The organism is Pseudomonas sp. LBUM1663 (assembly GCF_059695905.1).
The window spans coordinates 5,844,822-5,864,446 of the sequence record NZ_CP166792.1; the positions used below are offsets into that span (position 1 = coordinate 5,844,822).

Below are 19,625 nucleotides of genomic sequence, written 5' to 3' on the forward strand. Positions count from 1 at the left end.
ATGGGCCCATGGCTCGATAGCGTGACCGGTTGGCTGGCGGCTAACCCGCAATGGCTGGCCGCGGCGGTGTTCATTGTGGCATTCGTGGAATGCCTGGCGATTGCCGGGCTGATCGTGCCCGGCACGGTGTTGCTGTTCGCCGTCGCGGTATTGGCCGGCAGCGGGGCGCTGTCATTGAGCGAAACACTATTGCTGGGGTTTACCGCCGGCGTGCTGGGCGACATCGTTTCGTACTTCATCGGTCGACATTTCCACCAGAACATACGGCGCCTGCCGGGGTTGCGCCACCATCCGGAATGGATCGCCGGAGCCGAGGCGTATTTCCAGCGCTACGGTATTGCCAGCCTGTTAGTCGGACGTTTTATCGGCCCACTGCGCCCGATGCTGCCGATGGTCGCCGGGATGTTCGACATGTCGTTCCCGCGCTTCGCCGCTGTCAGTTTGCTGGCCGCCGCGGGCTGGAGCGTCGCTTACTTACTGCCCGGCTGGGCCACGGGCGCGGCGATTCGCTTGCCATTGCCTGATGGGTTCTGGCCTGAAGCGGGGATTGTCGCCGGCAGCATTGCGGTAATGATCGGTTTGAGCGTGACCAGCAGCCTGCGCCGCCATCGCCACGCCACCGCCTATATAGCCGGCCTCGGCCTGTTTATTCTGGCAGGCCTGTTTATCGGCTACCCGCACCTCACCGCGCTCGATCAAGGTGTGATGACCCTGGTCCAGGAACACCGCAGCCCGATGCTCGATGAAGTGGCCGTCACCTTCACGCTGATCGGCGAGTTCCGCAACATGCTGGTGTTCAGCGCCCTGCTGACCGGATTGCTGTTGCTCACCCGGCAGTGGCGCCAGGCGATTTTCGCTGGCGGCACCCTACTCTTCACCGCCCTCGGCAACACGTTTACCAAGCAATTTTTCGCCCGCGTGCGCCCGGAAGTACTCAGCGATCCGCTGACCAGCTACAGCATGCCCAGCGGCCACGCTTCGGGTTCTTTCGCGTTGTTCCTGACCCTCGCCGTACTGGCCGGTCGCGGTCAGCCGCCACGGATGCGCCTGACCTGGTTGCTGCTGGGATGTCTGCCGGCCCTGGCCATTGCCCTGTCCCGGGTGTACCTGGGCGCGCACTGGCCGACGGATATACTGGCTGGCGCGATGCTGGCGGCCTGCGTGTGTGCCGCCAGCTTGTGGCTGAGCCAACGTCAGACACCGCTCAATGCCATGCCGCCCAAGGTCTGGTGGCTGATATTGCCGGCGATGGTGGCGCTGTTCGGGTTCTTTGCATTGCGACATCTGCCGCATGCGATGTTGCGGTATGCCTACTGATCAGGCAAACAACTCGCCCTGCAACTCATCCAGCAACGCCTGAATCGCATCCAGTCGCTGCTGGGGATCATCGAGTTGCAGCAGGTCGATCTTGTCCAGTTCGGCAAATGGCAGCAGGTAGGCCAACTGATTCGCCAAGGACTGTTGCCCGGTCGCTTCGGTGCCCATGTTCAACGCCTCGACCATTGGGTGTTCGGCCAATGCCTTGAGCAGTGCGACCAGGTCTGCATCCTCATCCTGCAACGGTTGTTCAGGTTCGTCTTCCAGCCACTCGACGTCAGCGACGGTCAATTGATCGCGCTGCACCTCGGTGCGCAACACATGAAAACGCCGACCGCCCTGCACGCGAATCCCCAGCAGGCCGTTGTCCTGTTGTTTGAAATCAGTGATCAACGCTTCGCAGCCGACCAGCGCATAGCCCTCCGGTGCGATGCCCACTTCTTCGCCGTCGAGAATGCACACCACGCCGAAGCCGCCGCCCTGTTTCATGCAGCGGCCGATCATGTCCAGGTAGCGCGCCTCGAAAATCTGCAAGTCGAGGATGCAGCCAGGAAACAGCACTGTGTTCAGCGGAAAAAGCGGCAAGCTCATAGACATTTCCTTACACCACCATCGACACCGCCAACGGCAGGAAAACTGCCGTGGCCACGCCCATCAGACTCATCGCCAGCGCCGCGAAGGCGCCGCATTCTTCACTTTCCTGCAAGGCCACCGAAGTACCGACCGCATGGGCGGTCATGCCCAGTGCCATGCCCCGGGCTTCAGGGCTGTGCACGCCCAGCCGGGTCAACAGACTCGGCCCGAAGATCGCACCGATCACGCCGGTGATCAACACGAACACCGCGGCCAACGCCGCGACACCACCGATTTGCTCGGCCACCAACATGGCAATCGGCGACGTCACCGACTTCGGCGCCATGGTCATCAGGATCATGTGTTCGGCGCCAAACCACCAGCCCAACAACACGCCCATGCCCGTGGCAACCACGCCGCCTATCACCAGCGTAGTAAATATCGGCCAGAACAACTGCCGAATCCGTCGCAGATTGAGGTACAGCGGCACCGCCAGTGCAACCGTCGCAGGCCCGAGCAGGATGCTGAGGATCTCGGTGCTCTTGCGGTACTCGGCAAAGGTGATCCCACATACCGTCAGCACGCCGATCACCAACAGCATGGAGACCAGCACCGGTTGCAGAAAGATCCAACGGGTTTTCTCAAAGGCGGCCAGCACCAGCTGATAAGCGCCCAACGTAATGCCGATGCCGAACAACGGGTGATGAATCACCGAATCCAGCGCGCCGTGCCAATCGAGGATCATGGGCGATCTCCGCGATGGGCATGACGCTTGACCATGCGCTGCATCAGCACCCCGGCAAACGCCATGGACAGCACCAGCGACAACACCAGCGCACCGACGATGGCCCAGAAGTCCGCGGCGATGTCCTTGGCGTAAACCATCACGCCCACGGCCGGCGGTACCAGCAGCAGGGGCAAATAACGCAGCAGGCTGCTGGCCGCCAGGTTAAGCGGTTCACCGACTTGCCCGCGTGAAATCAGGTACACCAGCAACAGCAGCAGGCCGACAATCGGCCCCGGCAGTACCGGTAAAAACAAATGGTTGATGGCTGTGCCCAGCAATTGGAACAGCACCAGCCAGGTCAGGCCACGTAACAACATCCAGCATCTCCCGCACGCGCTCCCCACCAAAAAGGGGCCGGGCATTATAAGCACGTCAACGCTATGGATCGGCATTCGCCAAAAGCATGGTCAGTTGACCGGAGCAATTTGCCATGTTGATCTAAAGTAGTTCACAGGGAGGTCAAATCCCCCCACTCGAAAAACTATAAATCCGATGAAACCCAAGGAGAGTCTCAATGCCCTATGTTCCCGTTGCAGAGCTCAAAGATTATGTCGGCAAGGAACTCGGACGTTCCGAATGGCTCACCATCGATCAGGAGCGCATCAACCTGTTCGCAGAAGCCACAGGCGATTATCAGTTTATTCACGTCGACCCGGTCAAAGCCGCGCAAACGCCATTTGGCAGCACCATTGCACACGGATTCCTGTCGCTGTCGCTGATCCCGAAACTGATGGAAGACATCCTGATCCTCCCTCAAGGGGCGAAGATGGTGGTCAACTACGGCCTGGACAGCGTGCGTTTCATCCAGCCAGTGAAGGTCAACTCCAGGGTTCGTCTTAAAGTCGACATGAACGAAGTCATCGAGAAAAAACCCGGCCAATGGCTGCTCAAAGCCACCGCCACCCTTGAAATCGAAGGATCGGACAAACCGGCGTATATCGCCGAGCCGCTGTCCCTCTGTTTCGTCTGACACAAGCCTGATTGCGAAACAGCTCACGCTGTTTCGCGCCGTGTCTCTGCCGTGTCTCTATAAATGCGACACATAGCTGCGGCATACTCCGTCGCATAATTGCCCGGATCCCGCTATGCGCTCACTTGCCCTCCTCGCCTTGACCCTGTTGCTCACCGCTTGCGGCGATGGCGAATCGCTGCTGCCCCCGGATGCCCGCTTGCCGGACGGCGGGCGCTATCGCGGTGATCTGGTCAACGGCTTGCTGCAAGGCCAGGGCCGCATCGACTACCCCAATGGCAGCTGGTACGCCGGCGAGTTCGACAAGGGGCAATGGCATGGGCAGGGTGAATGGCATGGCAGCAACGGCGAGATCTATCGCGGCCAATTCAATCAAGGCCTGTTCGACGGCAAGGGCACACTGACCACCAGCGGCAGCAGCTACACCGGCGGATTCAAACTCGGCCGCCGTGACGGTGAAGGCACACTCAAAGAAAACGCGATGACCTATCGCGGTGAGTTCAAGGCCGATCAATATTCAGGGCTTGGGCGTCTCGAACTCGATGACGGCAGTTCGTATCAGGGTCAGTTCGCCAACGGCAAACCCAACGGTGAAGGCCAGCGCGGCGACGCCAGCGGCAATCAGTTCACCGGGCACTTCAAGGACGGTCAGCTGGAAGGCAACGGGACCTTCAACAGCGCCGACGGCGACATCTATGTCGGTGGCTTCAAGAACAATCAACTGCACGGCAAGGGCCGCTACGAAAACGCCGACGGCGATGTCTGGCTGGGCCAGTTCAAGGAAGGCTCGCTGAACGGCAAGGGCGAGTTGATCGGCGCTGACGGCAGCCATTACATCGGCCAGTTCAGCGACTGGCGCTTTACCGGCCAGGGTCGATTGAACCTGCCCGACGGCAGCTTCTACATCGGCCAGTTCGACAGTGACAGCTACTCGGGGCGCGGCACCCTGGTGCTCGCCGATGGCACGGTGCAAAGCGGAACGTGGATCAATGGCCAGCGTGTTCGCGATGCCGACGGCAAGTTGCTGCCCGACACCCTGGAACTCGGCTTGCTGGCCCAGGGCCGGCTACTCGATGACGCTCTGTCCAACGTGCCAGCCTCGACCCCGATGGTCGAGCTGTACACCTTGACCCTGGGCGGCGACGGCAAGCAGAGCGTGTTCCTGCGCGAGTCCGATTACGTCAGCAACATGCTCAGCAGCCGCTTCGGCGCCTTCGGCCAGATTCGCCTGGTGAACCATCGCGATCACCTCGTCGACCGGCCGATGGCCACCCGGGAAAACCTGCGCCGCGCCGCGATGACCCTGGCCGAACGCAGTGGCCCGGAAGACTTGATCTTCATCTACCTGACCAGCCATGGCAGCAGCGAACATGAACTGGTGCTCGATCAGCCGCGCATGGAGTTGGCCGACCTGCCGGCCGACGAACTCGCCGCCGTCCTAGTGCCGCTGAAAAATCGCGACAAGATCGTGGTGATTTCGTCCTGCTATTCCGGCGGCTTCATCCCCGCGCTCAAGGATGAACGCACGCTGATCATGACCGCCTCCCGTGCTGATAGGGTGTCCTTCGGTTGCTCGGAAGAAGCCAACTTCACCTACTTCGGTGACGCGCTGTTCGCCCAGGCACTGAACCAGACCGACGACCTGGAGCAAGCCTTCAAGCTGGCCAAGGCCACGGTGGCGGAACGTGAGCTGGCCGATGGCTTCGAAGCCTCTGAACCGCAGCTCTGGGCGCCGAAAACGGTCCTCTCGCACTGGCAACTCTTACGCAAACAGCAGGCACGAAAAGCGCTACAAAGTGTCTCTATCAGCAGCAAGGATGCAAAGAGCAACTAAGCTGAACAGTATCAAGGGGGAAACACTATGTACTTGACGCCTCAGCATGTATTGCTTGCCGGAGCTACCGGGTTGACCGGTGAACATTTGCTTGATCGCCTGCTCAATGAGCCTACGATTTCAAGGGTACTGGCCCCCTCACGCCGACCACTGGCCGAGCATCCCCATCTGGAAAACCCGGTGGGCGACACGGCGGCGTTTCTGCCACAACTGAACGGTCGCGTCGACATCGCCTACTGCTGCCTAGGCACCACGATCAAACAGGCCGGCTCCGAACAAGCCTTTCGTGCGGTGGACCTGGACATGGTGGTGGCGTTCGCCAAACGTGCGCGGGAAATGGGTGCCCGGCACCTGATCGTGATCAGTGCCTTGGGGGCTGATCGCAGGTCCTCGATTTTCTACAACCGGGTCAAAGGCGAGATGGAGTACGCATTGCGCGCGCAGGACTGGCCGCAGCTGACCATTTGCCGACCTTCCATGTTGCTGGGCGAGCGACTCGAACCGCGCACGGCCGAGCAATTCGTCGGGCCATTGTCCCGTTTGATCCCCGGCAAATACCGCGGCATCGAAGCCTGCCAGCTGGCCCGCGCCATGTGGAGACTGGCGCTGGAAGAACAGGATGGGGTGCGGATTGTCGAGTCGGATGAACTGCGCAAGTTAGGCAAGTAGTCCCGCGGCGCCTAACAGTACGCTATCGCGAGCTGGCTCGCCCCCACATTGATTTGTGAACGCCACAGATCAATTGTGGGAGCGAGCCTGCTCGCGATAGAGCGCGAAGCGCTCTTCTAGAGACCACCCGTCGCCTGAAAACTCACCCCGATCACCGTCAGCAACGACAACGGCAATAGCAACGTGTCGAGCAACGCGCTGGCCGGCAGGTCGACGCCGGGGTAGCTCGGCGCTTCGGCGCCGAACCGGTCCATCGCGCAACAACCACCATTCATGGCATACAAATCCAGACGCGTCCCCGAGTACACCACTGGTGCGCCCGGCTTGGCCGCGTCCAGCGTGCGCGCCGTGGCGCAGCCCGTCAGTTGCAGGGCCAGCAGAACAATCAGCAGCTTATTCATCGCTGCTCAAATGGTGTTCGCCCCAGCGCGGCAGCATGTCTTGCGGGATGTTCAGCAGGTTGAGAATCCGCGCCACCACAAAATCGATCAGGTCATCGATGGTCTGCGGCTGATGATAGAAGCCCGGCGACGCCGGCAAAATCGTCACGCCCATGTTCGACAGCTTGAGCATGTGCTCCAGATGAATACTCGAGTACGGCGCTTCACGCGGCACCAGAATCAACTGGCGACGCTCTTTCAACGTCACGTCAGCAGCCCGCTCGATCAGGTTGTTGCAGGCACCGGTGGCGATCGCCGACAAGGTTCCGGTGGAACACGGCACCACCACCATCGCCGCCGGCGCACCGGAACCCGAGGCCACCGGCGACATCCAGTCTTCCTTGCCGTAAACCTTGATCTGCCCGGCGGCCGCACCGGTGTATTCAGTGAGGAAGGCCTGCATCGTCTGCGGTTTGGCTGGCAGCGTGACGTCAGTCTCGGTGGCCATCACCAATTGCGCAGCCTTGGAGATCAGGAAATGCACCTCACGGTCTTCGCGGATCAGGCAGTCGAGCAGACGTAAACCGTACTGGGCGCCCGAAGCGCCGGTCATCGCGAGGGTGATGCGTTCCGGGCCGTTGTTCATTGCAGCGCCTCGGCGAGTTTGCCGTGCAGGCCGCCGAAGCCGCCGTTGCTCATGATCACCACGTGGGTGCCGGGCTGGGCCTGGCTCTTCACGCGCTCGATGATGCCTTCCAAAGAGTCGCTGACAATCGACGGCACCGTGCACAACGCGGCGGTCGCGCCCAGGTCCCAGCCGAGGTTGGCGGGGGCGTACCAGATCACCTGATCGGCATCGACCACGCTTTCCGGCAGGCCGTCGCGGTGAGCGCCAAGCTTCATGGAGTTGGAGCGCGGCTCAATGATCGCAATCAACGGCGCATCACCGATGCGTTTGCGCAAGCCGTCGAGGGTCGTCGCAATGGCCGTCGGGTGGTGAGCGAAGTCGTCGTAGATGGTGATGCCACGAACCTCGGCGACTTTCTCCATCCGGCGTTTCACGCTTTTGAAGGCGCTCAATGCAGCGATGCCCATCGAAGGTACAACGCCGACGTGGCGAGCGGCCGCCAATGTGGCCAAGGCGTTGGCGACGTTGTGCTGGCCGGTCATGTCCCAATCGACCACGCCTTGGGCGACGCCGTCGAACATCACTTCGAACTTGGAGCCGTCTTCGCTCAGCAGCTTGACCTGCCACTGACCGCCGGCACCGGTGGTTTGCACCGGGGTCCAGCAGCCCATCTCGATGACGCGCTGCAATGCCGGCTCGGTGGTCGGGTGGATCACCAGGCCTTCGCTCGGGATGGTCCGCACCAAATGGTGGAACTGCCGCTCGATGGCGGGCAAATCCGGGAAGATGTCGGCGTGATCGTATTCCAGGTTGTTCAGAATGGCGGTGCGCGGGCGGTAGTGAACGAACTTGGAGCGCTTGTCGAAGAACGCGCTGTCGTACTCGTCAGCTTCGATGACGAAGAACGGTGTGCCGCCCAGACGCGCCGACACCGAGAAGTTTTGCGGCACGCCGCCGATCAGGAAGCCCGGGCTCATGCCCGCGTGCTCCAGCACCCAGGCGAGCATGCTGCTGGTGGTGGTTTTGCCATGGGTGCCGGCGACGGCCAGGACCCAGCGACCTTGCAGCACGTGGTCGGCCAGCCATTGCGGACCGGAAACATAGGGCAGGCCTTTGTTCAACACGTACTCGACGGCCGGGTTGCCACGGGACATGGCGTTGCCAATCACCACCAGATCCGGCGCCGGATCGAGTTGGGCGGGGTCGTAGCCTTGGGTCAACTCAATGCCCTGCGCTTCAAGCTGAGTGCTCATCGGCGGATAGACGTTGGCATCGGAGCCCGTCACGTGATGGCCCAGCTCTTTGGCCAGAACCGCCATCGAACCCATGAAAGTGCCGCAGATACCAAGAATATGAATGTGCATAGTCGACCTCGTAAAACATGGCCGCAGGTTAGCGTAGGGAGGGGAAAATCGCACCTTGTGTTTCGGTCTCACGGACGCCAATCGCGGGCAAGCCCGCTCCCACAGGTCTTGCGCCATGCCTGAATACTGTGAACTACATAAGTCCTGTGGGAGCGGGCTTGCCCGCGATTGGCCACGACGCGGTTTACCGGGCGATGCCGTGTTTACGCAGTTTTCGATAGAGGGTGTTACGGCTGACACCGAGCTGTTCGGCGGTATGCGTCATGTGCCAACGGGTCTGTTCCAGCGCATTGAGCAATGCCAATCGCTCGGCATCGTCCAGTGGATGCTCGGAAGGCTCTTCAACCGCCACAACCGGCACCGGCCGAACCTGACGAATCATCGCCGGCAAATCCTCCAGCCCGATACGCCCACCGTCACACAACGCCGCCAAGGTACGCAGCACATTGCGCAACTGCCGCACGTTCCCCGGCCACGCGAAGCCCAGCAAGGCTTGTCGGGCCGGCTCATCGATCAGCACCGTCTCTGCGCCCGCCTCTTCGGCCAGCAGAAAATCAAGCAACTGCGATTTATCACTGCGCTCACGCAACGCCGGCAATGCGATCTCCAGCCCATTGAGCCGGTAATACAAATCCTCACGGAAGCTGCCGTCCTGCACCCGTTCCAGCAAATTACGGTGAGTGGCACTGATGATCCGCACATTGACCGACTCCGGCTCGCCGCCAATCGGCACCACCTGACGATCTTCCAGCACCCTTAATAGCCGGGTTTGCAACGCCAACGGCATATCGCCAATTTCATCGAGGAACAGCGTGCCGCCGTCCGCCTGCTGCAACTTGCCGCGCATGCCTTCCTTGCGCGCGCCGGTGAAGCTGCCGCCGCGATAACCAAACAGTTCGCTCTCGATCAGGCTTTCAGGGATCGCCGCGCAGTTCAGGGCAACGAAGGCTTTCTCAGCCCGCTGGCTGGCCTGATGCACGGCTTTGGCAAAGGCCTCTTTGCCGGAGCCGGTTTCGCCATTGATCAACAGCGGCACGTCTCGCTCGAAGACTCTCAAGGATTTGCGGAAATCTTCCTGCAACGCGGCATCGCCCAGGCAGATGCCCGACAGGCGTGGTCGCTCGGCAATCGCCAGGGTTGGCACCACCGGCACCGGAATGCTGCGCGGCTGCCCGCGCAACACGGCAAACAGGCTCCGCCCGTCACGGGTGCGCAATGGCCAACTGGCGCTGGCGTTGACACTCGCGCGGCCGAGCAAGTCATCCAGCGAGCAATCGAAAAATGCCTCGACCGGCTTACCCAACAATCCACCGCGAATGTGCCCCAGCAGGTTCAGCGCACTCTGGTTGACCGCGCTGATGCGCCCTTCCCCGTCGAACGCCAGCAAGCCTTCGCTGAACAGCCCGACGGATTCAGCCTGCAGGTGAAAGCGCAGCAGCCATTGATTGTCGAAGTAGCGCAGGAAATAGCAGCTCTCGATCATCTTCGCCGACAGATTGACCAGGGCCATGGTGTGGAATTGGCTTTGACGTGAGACTTCGTGACGCGCGGAGGACACGTCGAGCACCGCCAGCAGCTCGCCGTGAGGGTCGAACACAGGGCTCGCCGAGCAAGTCAGGCCGGTGTGGCGGCCGCGAAAGTGTTCATCCTGGTGAATGGTCAGCGACTGACGCTCGACCAGGCAGGTACCGATGCCGTTGGTGCCTTCGCAGGCTTCGCTCCAGTCGGCACCGAGCCACAAGCCGGCGCGCTCGAAGATTTTCCGTTCAGTGGGTGCGGTGACGCAGTTGAGGATCACCCCACGGGCGTCAGTCAGCAGCACGGCATGACCGGCGCCGGAGAGTTGCTGATGGAGGCTGGTCATTTCGCTGCCGGCGATGTGCAGCACTTGCTGCAAGCGTTCGCGGCTTTCGAGTACGCGGCCGTGCTCCAGCACCGTCGGCGCCATCGTCAGGGCCGGGTCGAGGTGATAATCCTCAAGACAACGCAACCAGGAGCGGGCGATGGACGGGTCGCTGCCAGGACCGTGCAGGTGTGATTTGCCCTGGGTTACGGTCAAGACTTGCTGGGCATGGCGACTCAAATGGTTGTCGTGCATTTCTTATTATTCTCCGCGAGAGCTGTGCTGAACCCCATCAAGGGCTGACACGCATCTTGTGGCGAGGGAGCTTGCTCCCGTTCGAGTGCGAAGCGCTCGCCAAAAACCATAATAGGCAGACATTTTGGGGCTGCTTCGCAACCCAACGGGGGCGAGCCCCCTCGCCACAGAGAAATACCGGTGCAGTAATTTGTGGCCCAGCATCCTCCAGCCATCGGCGCATTGCAATGCTGGCAAGACCCGCCAGTCACAGCCTGTGCCAAAAGCGGTACAAAGTGTCACGAGGGCTGTATCGATAGCGTCACAGACGCCACCCGCCTGTCCGACATAAACAACGCAAGGCCTTGATTTGCCTGACCTGCAAGGCAGTGGCCCGACCTTTGCTCTACGCTTATAACAAGCGCACATGCGCTCTCTCTTATAAGTACAAAAGCCAAGGAGAAATCACCATGCGTTACGCTCACCCCGGTACTGAAGGCGCTATCGTTTCGTTCAAGAGCAAATACGGTAACTACATCGGCGGCGAGTTCGTCGCGCCTGTTAAAGGTCAGTACTTCACCAATACCTCGCCAGTGAATGGCCAACCGATTGCCGAATTCCCTCGCTCCACGGCCGAAGACATCGACAAAGCCCTGGACGCCGCCCACGCCGCTGCCGATGCCTGGGGCGCCACGTCCGCCCAGGCGCGCTCGCTGGTGCTGCTGAAAATCGCCGACCGCATCGAACAGAACCTGGAAGTCCTGGCAATCACCGAATCCTGGGACAACGGCAAAGCCGTGCGTGAAACCCTCAACGCCGACATCCCGCTGGCCGCCGACCATTTCCGCTACTTCGCCGGTTGCATCCGCGCCCAGGAAGGCAGCGCCGCCGAGATCGATGGCAACACCGTGGCTTATCACATCCACGAACCGCTGGGCGTGGTCGGGCAGATCATCCCGTGGAACTTCCCGATCCTGATGGCCGCGTGGAAACTCGCCCCGGCCCTGGCCGCCGGTAACTGCGTGGTGCTCAAGCCTGCCGAACAAACGCCGCTGGGCATTACCGTGCTGATGGAGCTGATCGGCGACCTGCTGCCGCCAGGCGTGCTCAACGTGGTGCAAGGCTATGGCAAAGAGGCCGGTGAGGCTCTGGCCACCAGCAAACGCATCGCCAAGATCGCTTTCACCGGCTCGACCCCGGTCGGTTCGCACATCATGAAATGCGCCGCCGAAAACATCATCCCGTCCACCGTAGAGCTGGGTGGCAAGTCGCCAAACATCTTCTTCGAGGACATCATGAAGGCCGAACCTTCCTTCATCGAAAAAGCCGCTGAAGGCCTGGTGCTGGCGTTCTTCAACCAGGGCGAAGTCTGCACCTGCCCTTCCCGTGCCTTGGTGCAAGAGTCGATCTACGACGACTTCATGAAAGTCGTGATGAAAAAAGTGCTGTCGATCAAACGTGGCGACCCGCTGGACACCGACACCATGGTCGGCGCCCAGGCGTCCGAGCAGCAATTCGACAAAATCCTCTCGTACCTGGAAATCGCCAAGGGCGAAGGCGCCGAGCTGCTGACCGGCGGCAAGGTGGAAAAACTCGAGGGCAACCTGGCGACCGGGTATTACATCCAGCCGACCCTGCTCAAGGGCACCAATAAAATGCGTGTGTTCCAGGAAGAAATCTTTGGCCCGGTGGTGAGCATCACCACGTTCAAGGACGAAGCCGAAGCCCTGGCCATCGCCAACGATACCGAGTTCGGCCTGGGTGCCGGCCTCTGGACCCGCGACATCAACCGCGCCTATCGCATGGGCCGCGCCATCAAGGCCGGTCGTGTGTGGACCAACTGCTACCACCTGTACCCGGCGCATGCTGCGTTCGGTGGTTACAAAAAGTCCGGCGTCGGGCGTGAAACCCACAAGATGATGCTCGATCACTATCAGCAGACCAAAAACCTGCTGGTGAGCTACGACATCAATCCGTTGGGCTTCTTCTAAAGACCGGGGGCGATGCAGTTAACTCTGTGTCGCCCTTCAGAATGCCATCGCGGGCAAGCCCGCTCCCACAGTGATTTGTGGTCAACCCAAAACTCAGGTTCACCCCAAAACCCTGTGGGAGCGGGCTTGCCCGCGATGGCGCCCTTAACGACAACATCAAATCATCGCCCTGCCCCTCTGGCACGGGCTTTGCGTGCCCGCTTTACACGAAAACGTCGTACCGCAAGTCCAACAGATCAAACAATAAAAAAGACAGCGAGGACTTATGACTTCTTCCACACAGCTCAAACCCACACTCGGCACCCTGCATCTATGGGGCATTGCCGTCGGCCTGGTGATTTCCGGCGAGTACTTCGGCTGGAGTTATGGCTGGGGCACCGCAGGCACCCTGGGTTTCCTCGTCACCGCACTGATGGTGGCGACGATGTACACCTGTTTCATCTTCAGCTTCACCGAGTTGACTACCGCCATTCCCCACGCGGGCGGGCCGTTTGCCTACAGCCGGCGGGCCTTTGGTGAGAAAGGCGGATTGATCGCCGGCATCGCCACCCTCATCGAATTCGTCTTTGCGCCCCCGGCCATCGCCATGGCCATCGGCGCCTATCTCAACGTGCAATACCCGGAACTTGATCCCAAGCTCGCGGCCGTTGGCGCGTATTTCGTGTTCATGGGCCTGAACATTCTTGGCGTCAGCATCGCCGCGACCTTCGAACTGGTGGTCACCGTGCTGGCAGTCGCCGAATTGCTGGTGTTCATGGGCGTTGTTGCGCCGGGCTTCAGCTTCAGTAATTTCGCACTTAACGGCTGGTCGGGAGCCAACGAGTTCACCATGGGCTCGATCCCCGGCATCTTTGCGGCGATCCCCTTTGCGATCTGGTTTTTCCTGGCCATTGAAGGCGCGGCGATGGCGGCTGAAGAAGCCAAGGACCCGAAACGCACAATTCCCAGGGCTTATGTCAGCGGCATTCTGACCCTGGTGTTCCTGGCCATCGGCGTGATGGTGATGGCGGGCGGCGTCGGCGACTGGCGCCAACTGTCGAACATCAACGACCCGCTGCCTCAGGCGATGAAAGCGGTGGTCGGCAACAACTCCAGCTGGATGCACATGCTGGTGTGGATCGGCCTGTTCGGCTTGGTGGCCAGTTTCCATGGGATCATCCTTGGCTATTCACGTCAGTTCTTTGCCCTGGCCCGGGCCGGTTACCTGCCTCGCTCACTGGCCAAGCTCTCGCGTTTCCAGACCCCGCACCGCGCCATCCTCGCTGGCGGCGTGATCGGCATCGCGGCGATCTACAGCGATGGTCTGGTCAACCTGCAAGGCATGACCCTGACGGCAGCGATGATCACCATGTCGGTATTCGGCGCCATCGTGATGTACATCATCAGTATGCTGAGCCTGTTCAAACTGCGTAAAACCGAGCCGAACCTGGAACGCAGTTTCCGTGCGCCGGGCTATCCGATCGTCCCGGGGATCGCGCTGTTTCTGGCCGTGGTGTGCCTGGTGGCGATGGCGTGGTTCAACACGCTGATCGGGTGCGTGTTCCTCGGCTTCATGGCAGCCGGTTACCTGTATTTCCAATTGACCGCCAAACAGCGTTTCGACGCGCCGGCGGATGCGATGCTCGAAGGCGTCTGAGTTGCACCGGCGCCGGGCCTGTTGCCCGGCGCCTGCCATATTGAAGTGCACGCCGTTCCCCTGTGGGAGCTAGCCTGCTGGCGATTGCGGTCTGACAGTCAGCATAGAGTTTGAATGACACACTGCAATCGCCAGCAGGCTGGCTCCCACAAGGGAATGTCAGGGTATCAAGACTTCTACACATCAGGAGGACACCGTCCCATGGCCACATTTGCCCATTCCGTCGGCGCCCAGACCTACCGCTTCGCGAGCCTCAAGGACGTGATGGCCAAGGCCAGTCCGGCGCGCTCCGGGGACTTCCTGGCTGGCGTCGCCGCCCTCAACGATGGCGAGCGTGTGGCCGCGCAAATGGCCCTGGCTGACATCCCCCTGAGCCACTTCCTGCAGGAAGTATTGATTCCCTACGAAGCCGATGAAGTCACCCGACTGATCATCGACACGCACGACAAACACGCGTTCACCACCGTCAGCCACCTCACCGTCGGCGGTTTTCGCGACTGGCTGCTCAGCGATGCGGCCGACGAGCAGAGCCTGCGCGCCCTGGCGCCCGGGCTGACCCCGGAGATGGTCGCCGCGGTCTCAAAAATCATGCGTGTGCAGGATCTGGTGCTGGTGGCGCAGAAAATCCGCGTGGTCACGAAATTCCGCGGCACGATGGGCTTGCGCGGGCGGTTATCCACACGCCTGCAACCCAACCACCCCACCGACGAACCGGCCGGCATTGCGGCGAGCATTCTCGACGGCCTGCTGTACGGCAACGGTGACGCGATGATCGGCATCAACCCGGCCACCGACAGCATCGCGTCGATCTGCGCCATGCTGGAAATGCTCGACGCGATCATCCAGCGCTACGAAATCCCGACCCAGGCCTGCGTGCTGACCCACGTCACCACCTCCATCGAGGCGATCAATCGCGGGGTTCCGCTGGACCTGGTGTTCCAGTCGATCGCCGGCACCGAGGCAGCCAACGCCAGTTTCGGCATCAACCTGAATGTCCTGCAGGAAGGTTACGACGCCGGGCTGAGCCTGAATCGCGGCACCTTGGGCCAGAACCTGATGTATTTCGAGACCGGCCAAGGCAGTGCCCTGTCAGCCAACGCCCACCACGGCATCGATCAACAGACCTGCGAAACCCGTGCCTACGCCGTGGCGCGCCATTTCAAACCGTTTTTGGTCAACACCGTCGTAGGATTTATCGGCCCGGAATACCTCTACAACGGCAAACAGATCATCCGCGCCGGCCTTGAAGATCACTTCTGCGGCAAGCTATTGGGCGTGCCAATGGGCTGCGACATCTGTTACACCAACCACGCCGAAGCCGATCAGGACGACATGGACACGTTGCTGACCCTGCTGGGTGTGGCCGGTATTAACTTCATCATGGGCATCCCGGGCTCCGATGACATCATGCTCAACTACCAGACCACCTCGTTCCACGACGCCCTTTACGCCCGCCAGACCCTGGGCCTGAAACCGGCGCCGGAGTACGAACAATGGCTGGCGAAAATGGGCATCCTGACCCAGGCGGACGGCAAGATTCACTTCGGCGACAAGCTACCGCCGGCCTTCCGCCAAGCGATGGCGCAACTGGGATGAGTGTTGAAATGGATAAGCCACCCGTTGATCCAGAGAATCCGCTATTGGAACTGCGTCGCCTGACCCCGGCGCGGATTGCCTTGGGCCGCACCGGCACCAGCATGCCGACCAGCGCGCAGCTTGATTTCCAGTTCGCCCATGCTCAAGCCCGGGACGCGGTGCATTTGCCGTTCGATCATGCCGGTCTAAGCGCGGAATTGGCCGATGTCGGGCGCGTGAGTTTGCTGCTGCACAGCGCCGCCACAGATCGAAACACTTACTTGCAGCGCCCCGATCTGGGCCGAAAGTTGAGTGATCAGTCGGCGCAGACCCTGCGTGATTACGCGCTGGCTCATCCGGGCGGCGTGGATCTGGTTATTGTCGTCGCCGATGGCTTGTCGGCACTGGCTGTTCATCGCCATACCTTGCCGTTTCTGGCGCGGATGCAAGAACAGATCGTGGAGGAAGGCTGGTCTGTTGCGCCGGTGGTGCTGGTGGAGCAAGGCCGGGTCGCGGTGGCCGACGAGATTGGCGAACTGCTCGGCGCAAAAATGGTGGTGATCCTGATCGGTGAACGCCCTGGCCTCAGTTCGCCGGACAGCCTGGGGTTATATTTCACCTACAATCCAAAGGTCGGGCTGACGGATGCCTACCGCAATTGCATCTCCAATGTCCGGCTCGAGGGCCTGAGCTACGGAATGGCCGCACACCGCTTGCTGTACTTGATGCGCGAGGCGTGCCGCCGGCAGTTGTCGGGGGTCAATCTGAAGGACGAAGCCCAGGTTCAGACGCTGGAGTCGGACGCCGGTGCAGACATGAAAGGTAATTTCCTACTGAGCCCGCCGAATGCCTGAACCGTTTCCGCATTGCGTTTCTGTTCCGGTTTGAGGCAGGATCGATGCACGGCTGCCCGAGTGAAGAACCGTTCGCCGTCAGAGCACGTGAAGACAGCCACTTGAAGACGAGACCTATCGATGCGGATTATTCAAGCGACCCTCGAACACCTGGACCTGCTGACCCCGTTGTTCGTCAAATATCGCGAGTTTTATGGCTCCCTGGCGTATCCGGACTCGTCCCGGGCGTTCCTTGAGAAACGCCTGCGACGCAAGGAATCGGTGATTTACCTGGCACTGGCCGATTCCGACGACAAACTGATGGGTTTCTGTCAGTTGTACCCGAGCTTTTCATCCCTTTCGCTCAAGCGCGTGTGGATCCTCAACGACATCTACGTCGCCGAAGACGCCCGCCGCCAATTGGTGGCCGACAACCTGATCCGCACGGCGAAGAAAATGGCCAAGGAAACCAATGCCGTGCGCATGCGCGTTTCCACCAGCAGCAATAACGAAGTGGCGCAGAAAACCTACGAATCCATCGGGTTCAAGGAAGACACCGAGTTCAAGAACTACGTGTTGCCGATCAGCGACGAGCTCTGATCCTGACGTCTGTGATGAGGGAGCACGCTCCCTTCTCACAGCAAGGGTTATTTATTGTCACTCGACTTCCCGTCGCCTCATCGACATCCCCCGCTACAATCTCGACGCGCGCTTCACCAATCAGCCCGTATAATGCCGGCCTTTTCGGCTTGTAAGAAAAACTACACTCGTCTGTAGGCTTTCGCGAAGTCATACGCACAGGCCTGCTGAGTCCGGCCGTCACCACAGGTGCCCCTCCATGGATTTCAACCCGATCGACCTTATCCTGCATCTCGATGTTTACCTCGATTTGCTGGTGAACAACTACGGGCCATGGATCTACGCCATCCTGTTTCTGGTGATCTTCTGCGAAACCGGTCTGGTGGTGATGCCCTTCCTGCCGGGTGACTCCCTGCTGTTCATCGCGGGCGCCGTTGCCGCCGGCGGCGGCATGGATCCGGTGCTGCTGGGCGGCTTGCTGATGCTTGCAGCGATCCTCGGTGACAGCACCAACTACGTCATCGGCCGAACCGCAGGCGAACGCTTGTTCAGCAACCCGAACTCGAAAATCTTCCGCCGCGACTACCTGCAACAGACCCACGACTTCTATGACAAGCACGGTGGTAAAACCGTGACCCTGGCGCGCTTCCTGCCGATCATCCGTACCTTTGCACCGTTCGTCGCCGGCGTCGCCAAAATGCCTTACCCGCGTTTCTTTGCCTTCAGCGTGCTCGGCACCATTCTGTGGGTCGGCGGCCTGGTGACCCTGGGTTACTTCTTCGGCAACGTGCCGTTCATCAAGAAAAACCTTTCGCTGCTGGTGGTGGGCATCATCCTGCTGTCGCTGGTACCGATGATTATCGGCGTGGTCCGCAGCCGTTTCGGCAACGCCGCGTCCAAAAGCCAATCGCACTGACTCGCGATGTGGTCCCTGAGCGCCTGGCGTCGCCGGCGCATCCTGGCCAGACACCCGATTGCCGACGACCTGTGGCAACGGGTGCGCCATCACTTGAGTTTTCTCGATGGTCTCAGCGTCGCCGAAGACCAGTGGCTGCGTGAAGCCTGCGTGCTGTTTCTGGAAGATAAACACCTGACCGCCCTGCCCGGCGTCGAACTCCATCAGGAGCAACGCCTGCTGCTCGCCGCTCAAGCGCAAATGCCGCTGCTGCACCTGGGCGACCTGAACTGGTATCAGGGTTTCCACGAAATCGTCCTCTACCCCGACGACTTCCTCAGCCCCCAACGGCATCGCGATGCCAGCGGCGTCGAACACGAGTGGGACGGCGAACACAGCGGCGAAGCCTGGCAGCAAGGCCCGATCATCCTCGCCTGGCCCGGCGTGATGGCCAGCGGCGGCTGGGAAGGCTACAACCTGGTGATTCACGAGCTCGCACACAAACTCGACATGCTCAACGGCGACGCCAACGGCTTGCCGCCGCTGCACCCCGACATGCGGGTCAGCGAGTGGGCCAAGGTCATGCAGCACGCCTATGACGACCTCAATCGACACCTTGACCGCAATCCGGACGCCGAAACGGCCATCGACCCCTATGCGGCGGAAAACCCCGCCGAATTCTTCGCCGTCACCAGCGAATACTTCTTCAGCGCCCCGGATTTGCTGCACGAGGCGTATCCACAGGTCTATGAGCAACTGAAGCTGTTTTACCGCCAGGACCCGTTGGCCCGGCTGCGGCAACTTCTGGCCAATGACCCGGTCTATCAGGCACACGACTAAGGTCTACAAGACCTCTGGTACATAGCAACGGTGGCGGAATATGCCTATAATCGCCGCCACTTTTTGGTCAATCCGGCCAAGTGTTTTTGGTCAACTAACGGGGGCACCGCCCAATGAGCTACAGCAAGATTCCGGCTGGCAAAGACCTGCCGAACGACATCTACGTCGCGATCGAGATCCCGGCCAACCACGCGCCGATCAAATACGAAATCGACAAAGACAGCGATTGCCTGTTCGTTGACCGTTTCATGGCCACCCCGATGTTCTACCCGGCCAACTACGGTTACATCCCGAACACCCTGGCCGACGACGGTGACCCCCTCGACGTGCTGGTCGTGACCCCTTACCCGGTTGCACCAGGCTCGGTGATCCGCGCTCGTCCAGTCGGCATCCTGAACATGACCGACGACGGTGGCGGCGATGCCAAAGTCATCGCAGTTCCACACGACAAGCTGTCCCAGCTGTACGTCGACGTGAAGGAATACACCGACCTGCCACCGCTGCTGATTCAGCAGATCGAGCACTTCTTTGCGAACTACAAAGATCTCGAAAAAGGCAAATGGGTGAAGATCGAAGGCTGGGCCGGTGCAGATGCCGCTCGCGAAGCGATCACCAAGTCGGCTGCTGCCTACAAAGGCTGAGACGCCACTGGCCTCGCGCCTGTGAAGACTTGAAAA

General features: G+C 60.7%; 19 protein-coding genes. 12 read left to right on the top strand and 7 right to left on the bottom strand.

Going from position 1 to position 19,625, the window contains the following annotated elements; translation table 11 throughout:
- Positions 1–1,317 (top strand): bifunctional DedA family/phosphatase PAP2 family protein, encoded by a 1,317-nt coding sequence (locus ACA075_RS26780; protein WP_497296252.1) that lies wholly within the window; start codon positions 1–3, stop codon positions 1,315–1,317.
- On the opposite strand, the gene ACA075_RS26785 is transcribed toward ACA075_RS26780, so the two are convergent.
- From ACA075_RS26785 to ACA075_RS26795, 3 genes are read right to left on the bottom strand one after another with little or no spacing between them, the layout of a single operon-like run.
- Entirely contained in the window at positions 1,318–1,908 is a 591-nt protein-coding gene (locus tag ACA075_RS26785; RefSeq protein WP_219096027.1) for an LON peptidase substrate-binding domain-containing protein, read from the bottom strand.
- A gap of 10 nt (positions 1,909–1,918) precedes the next feature.
- Positions 1,919–2,635, bottom strand: a complete 717-nt coding sequence (locus ACA075_RS26790; protein WP_497296253.1) for an LrgB family protein — start codon at positions 2,633–2,635, stop codon at positions 1,919–1,921.
- Entirely contained in the window at positions 2,632–2,994 is a 363-nt protein-coding gene (locus ACA075_RS26795) for a CidA/LrgA family protein (RefSeq protein ID WP_109635147.1), read from the bottom strand. The genes ACA075_RS26790 and ACA075_RS26795 overlap by 4 nt, the downstream gene beginning before the upstream one ends.
- Before the next feature lie 197 nt (positions 2,995–3,191).
- On the opposite strand from ACA075_RS26795, the gene ACA075_RS26800 reads away from it, so the two are divergent.
- The 3 genes from ACA075_RS26800 (at position 3,192) to ACA075_RS26810 (ending at position 6,150) form a co-directional block, all read left to right on the top strand.
- A complete protein-coding gene (locus ACA075_RS26800; protein WP_010467353.1) occupies positions 3,192–3,647 on the top strand; it encodes a MaoC family dehydratase in 456 nt (151 codons plus the stop codon).
- A 115-nt stretch (positions 3,648–3,762) separates the two neighbouring features.
- The gene (locus tag ACA075_RS26805) at positions 3,763–5,481 is read left to right on the top strand and encodes a C13 family peptidase (protein WP_497296254.1); all 1,719 of its coding nucleotides are present in this window, start codon (positions 3,763–3,765) and stop codon (positions 5,479–5,481) included.
- 27 nt (positions 5,482–5,508) lie between these two features.
- Positions 5,509–6,150, top strand: coding sequence for an oxidoreductase (locus tag ACA075_RS26810; protein WP_497296255.1), 642 nt, complete (start codon positions 5,509–5,511; stop codon positions 6,148–6,150).
- Between the two features lie 116 nt (positions 6,151–6,266).
- On the opposite strand, the gene ACA075_RS26815 is transcribed toward ACA075_RS26810, so the two are convergent.
- The 4 genes from ACA075_RS26815 to ACA075_RS26830 form a co-directional block, all read right to left on the bottom strand.
- Complete coding sequence (locus ACA075_RS26815) at positions 6,267–6,551, bottom strand: YceK/YidQ family lipoprotein (RefSeq protein WP_497296256.1); 285 nt, start codon at positions 6,549–6,551, stop codon at positions 6,267–6,269.
- Positions 6,544–7,176, bottom strand: a complete 633-nt coding sequence (gene ubiX / locus ACA075_RS26820) for a flavin prenyltransferase UbiX (RefSeq protein WP_010467349.1) — start codon at positions 7,174–7,176, stop codon at positions 6,544–6,546. Before ubiX ends, ACA075_RS26815 begins: the two co-directional genes overlap by 8 nt.
- Positions 7,173–8,522, bottom strand: coding sequence for a UDP-N-acetylmuramate:L-alanyl-gamma-D-glutamyl-meso-diaminopimelate ligase (gene mpl, locus ACA075_RS26825; protein WP_497296257.1), 1,350 nt, complete (start codon positions 8,520–8,522; stop codon positions 7,173–7,175). Before mpl ends, ubiX begins: the two co-directional genes overlap by 4 nt.
- Positions 8,523–8,706: 184 nt before the next feature.
- Positions 8,707–10,620 carry a sigma-54-dependent Fis family transcriptional regulator gene (locus tag ACA075_RS26830; RefSeq protein WP_497296258.1) on the bottom strand — a complete coding sequence of 638 codons (1,914 nt, stop codon included), beginning with the start codon at positions 10,618–10,620 and terminating at the stop codon, positions 8,707–8,709.
- A gap of 449 nt (positions 10,621–11,069) precedes the next feature.
- Here ACA075_RS26830 and exaC point away from each other — a divergent pair, with 449 nt between their 5' ends.
- The 8 genes from exaC (at position 11,070) to ppa (ending at position 19,589) form a co-directional block, all read left to right on the top strand.
- Positions 11,070–12,590 carry an acetaldehyde dehydrogenase ExaC gene (gene exaC / locus ACA075_RS26835; RefSeq protein ID WP_497296259.1) on the top strand — a complete coding sequence of 507 codons (1,521 nt, stop codon included), beginning with the start codon at positions 11,070–11,072 and terminating at the stop codon, positions 12,588–12,590.
- A gap of 265 nt (positions 12,591–12,855) precedes the next feature.
- Positions 12,856–14,226, top strand: a complete 1,371-nt coding sequence (eat, locus tag ACA075_RS26840) for an ethanolamine permease (protein ID WP_219097467.1) — start codon at positions 12,856–12,858, stop codon at positions 14,224–14,226.
- 201 nt (positions 14,227–14,427) lie between these two features.
- Positions 14,428–15,822, top strand: a complete 1,395-nt coding sequence (locus ACA075_RS26845) for an ethanolamine ammonia-lyase subunit EutB (RefSeq protein ID WP_497296260.1) — start codon at positions 14,428–14,430, stop codon at positions 15,820–15,822.
- Between the two features lie 8 nt (positions 15,823–15,830).
- Entirely contained in the window at positions 15,831–16,655 is an 825-nt protein-coding gene (gene eutC, locus ACA075_RS26850) for an ethanolamine ammonia-lyase subunit EutC (RefSeq protein ID WP_497296261.1), read from the top strand.
- A gap of 120 nt (positions 16,656–16,775) precedes the next feature.
- Positions 16,776–17,234: a GNAT family N-acetyltransferase gene (locus tag ACA075_RS26855; RefSeq protein WP_497296262.1), complete on the top strand. Its 459-nt coding sequence runs from the start codon at positions 16,776–16,778 to the stop codon at positions 17,232–17,234.
- Positions 17,235–17,472: 238 nt separating this feature from the next.
- Positions 17,473–18,129, top strand: a complete 657-nt coding sequence (locus ACA075_RS26860) for a DedA family protein (protein ID WP_497296263.1) — start codon at positions 17,473–17,475, stop codon at positions 18,127–18,129.
- Positions 18,130–18,135: 6 nt separating this feature from the next.
- Entirely contained in the window at positions 18,136–18,948 is an 813-nt protein-coding gene (locus tag ACA075_RS26865) for a M90 family metallopeptidase (RefSeq protein WP_497296264.1), read from the top strand.
- A 113-nt stretch (positions 18,949–19,061) separates the two neighbouring features.
- A complete protein-coding gene (gene ppa / locus ACA075_RS26870) occupies positions 19,062–19,589 on the top strand; it encodes an inorganic diphosphatase (protein WP_027924322.1) in 528 nt (175 codons plus the stop codon).
- Positions 19,590–19,625 lie beyond the last annotated feature (36 nt).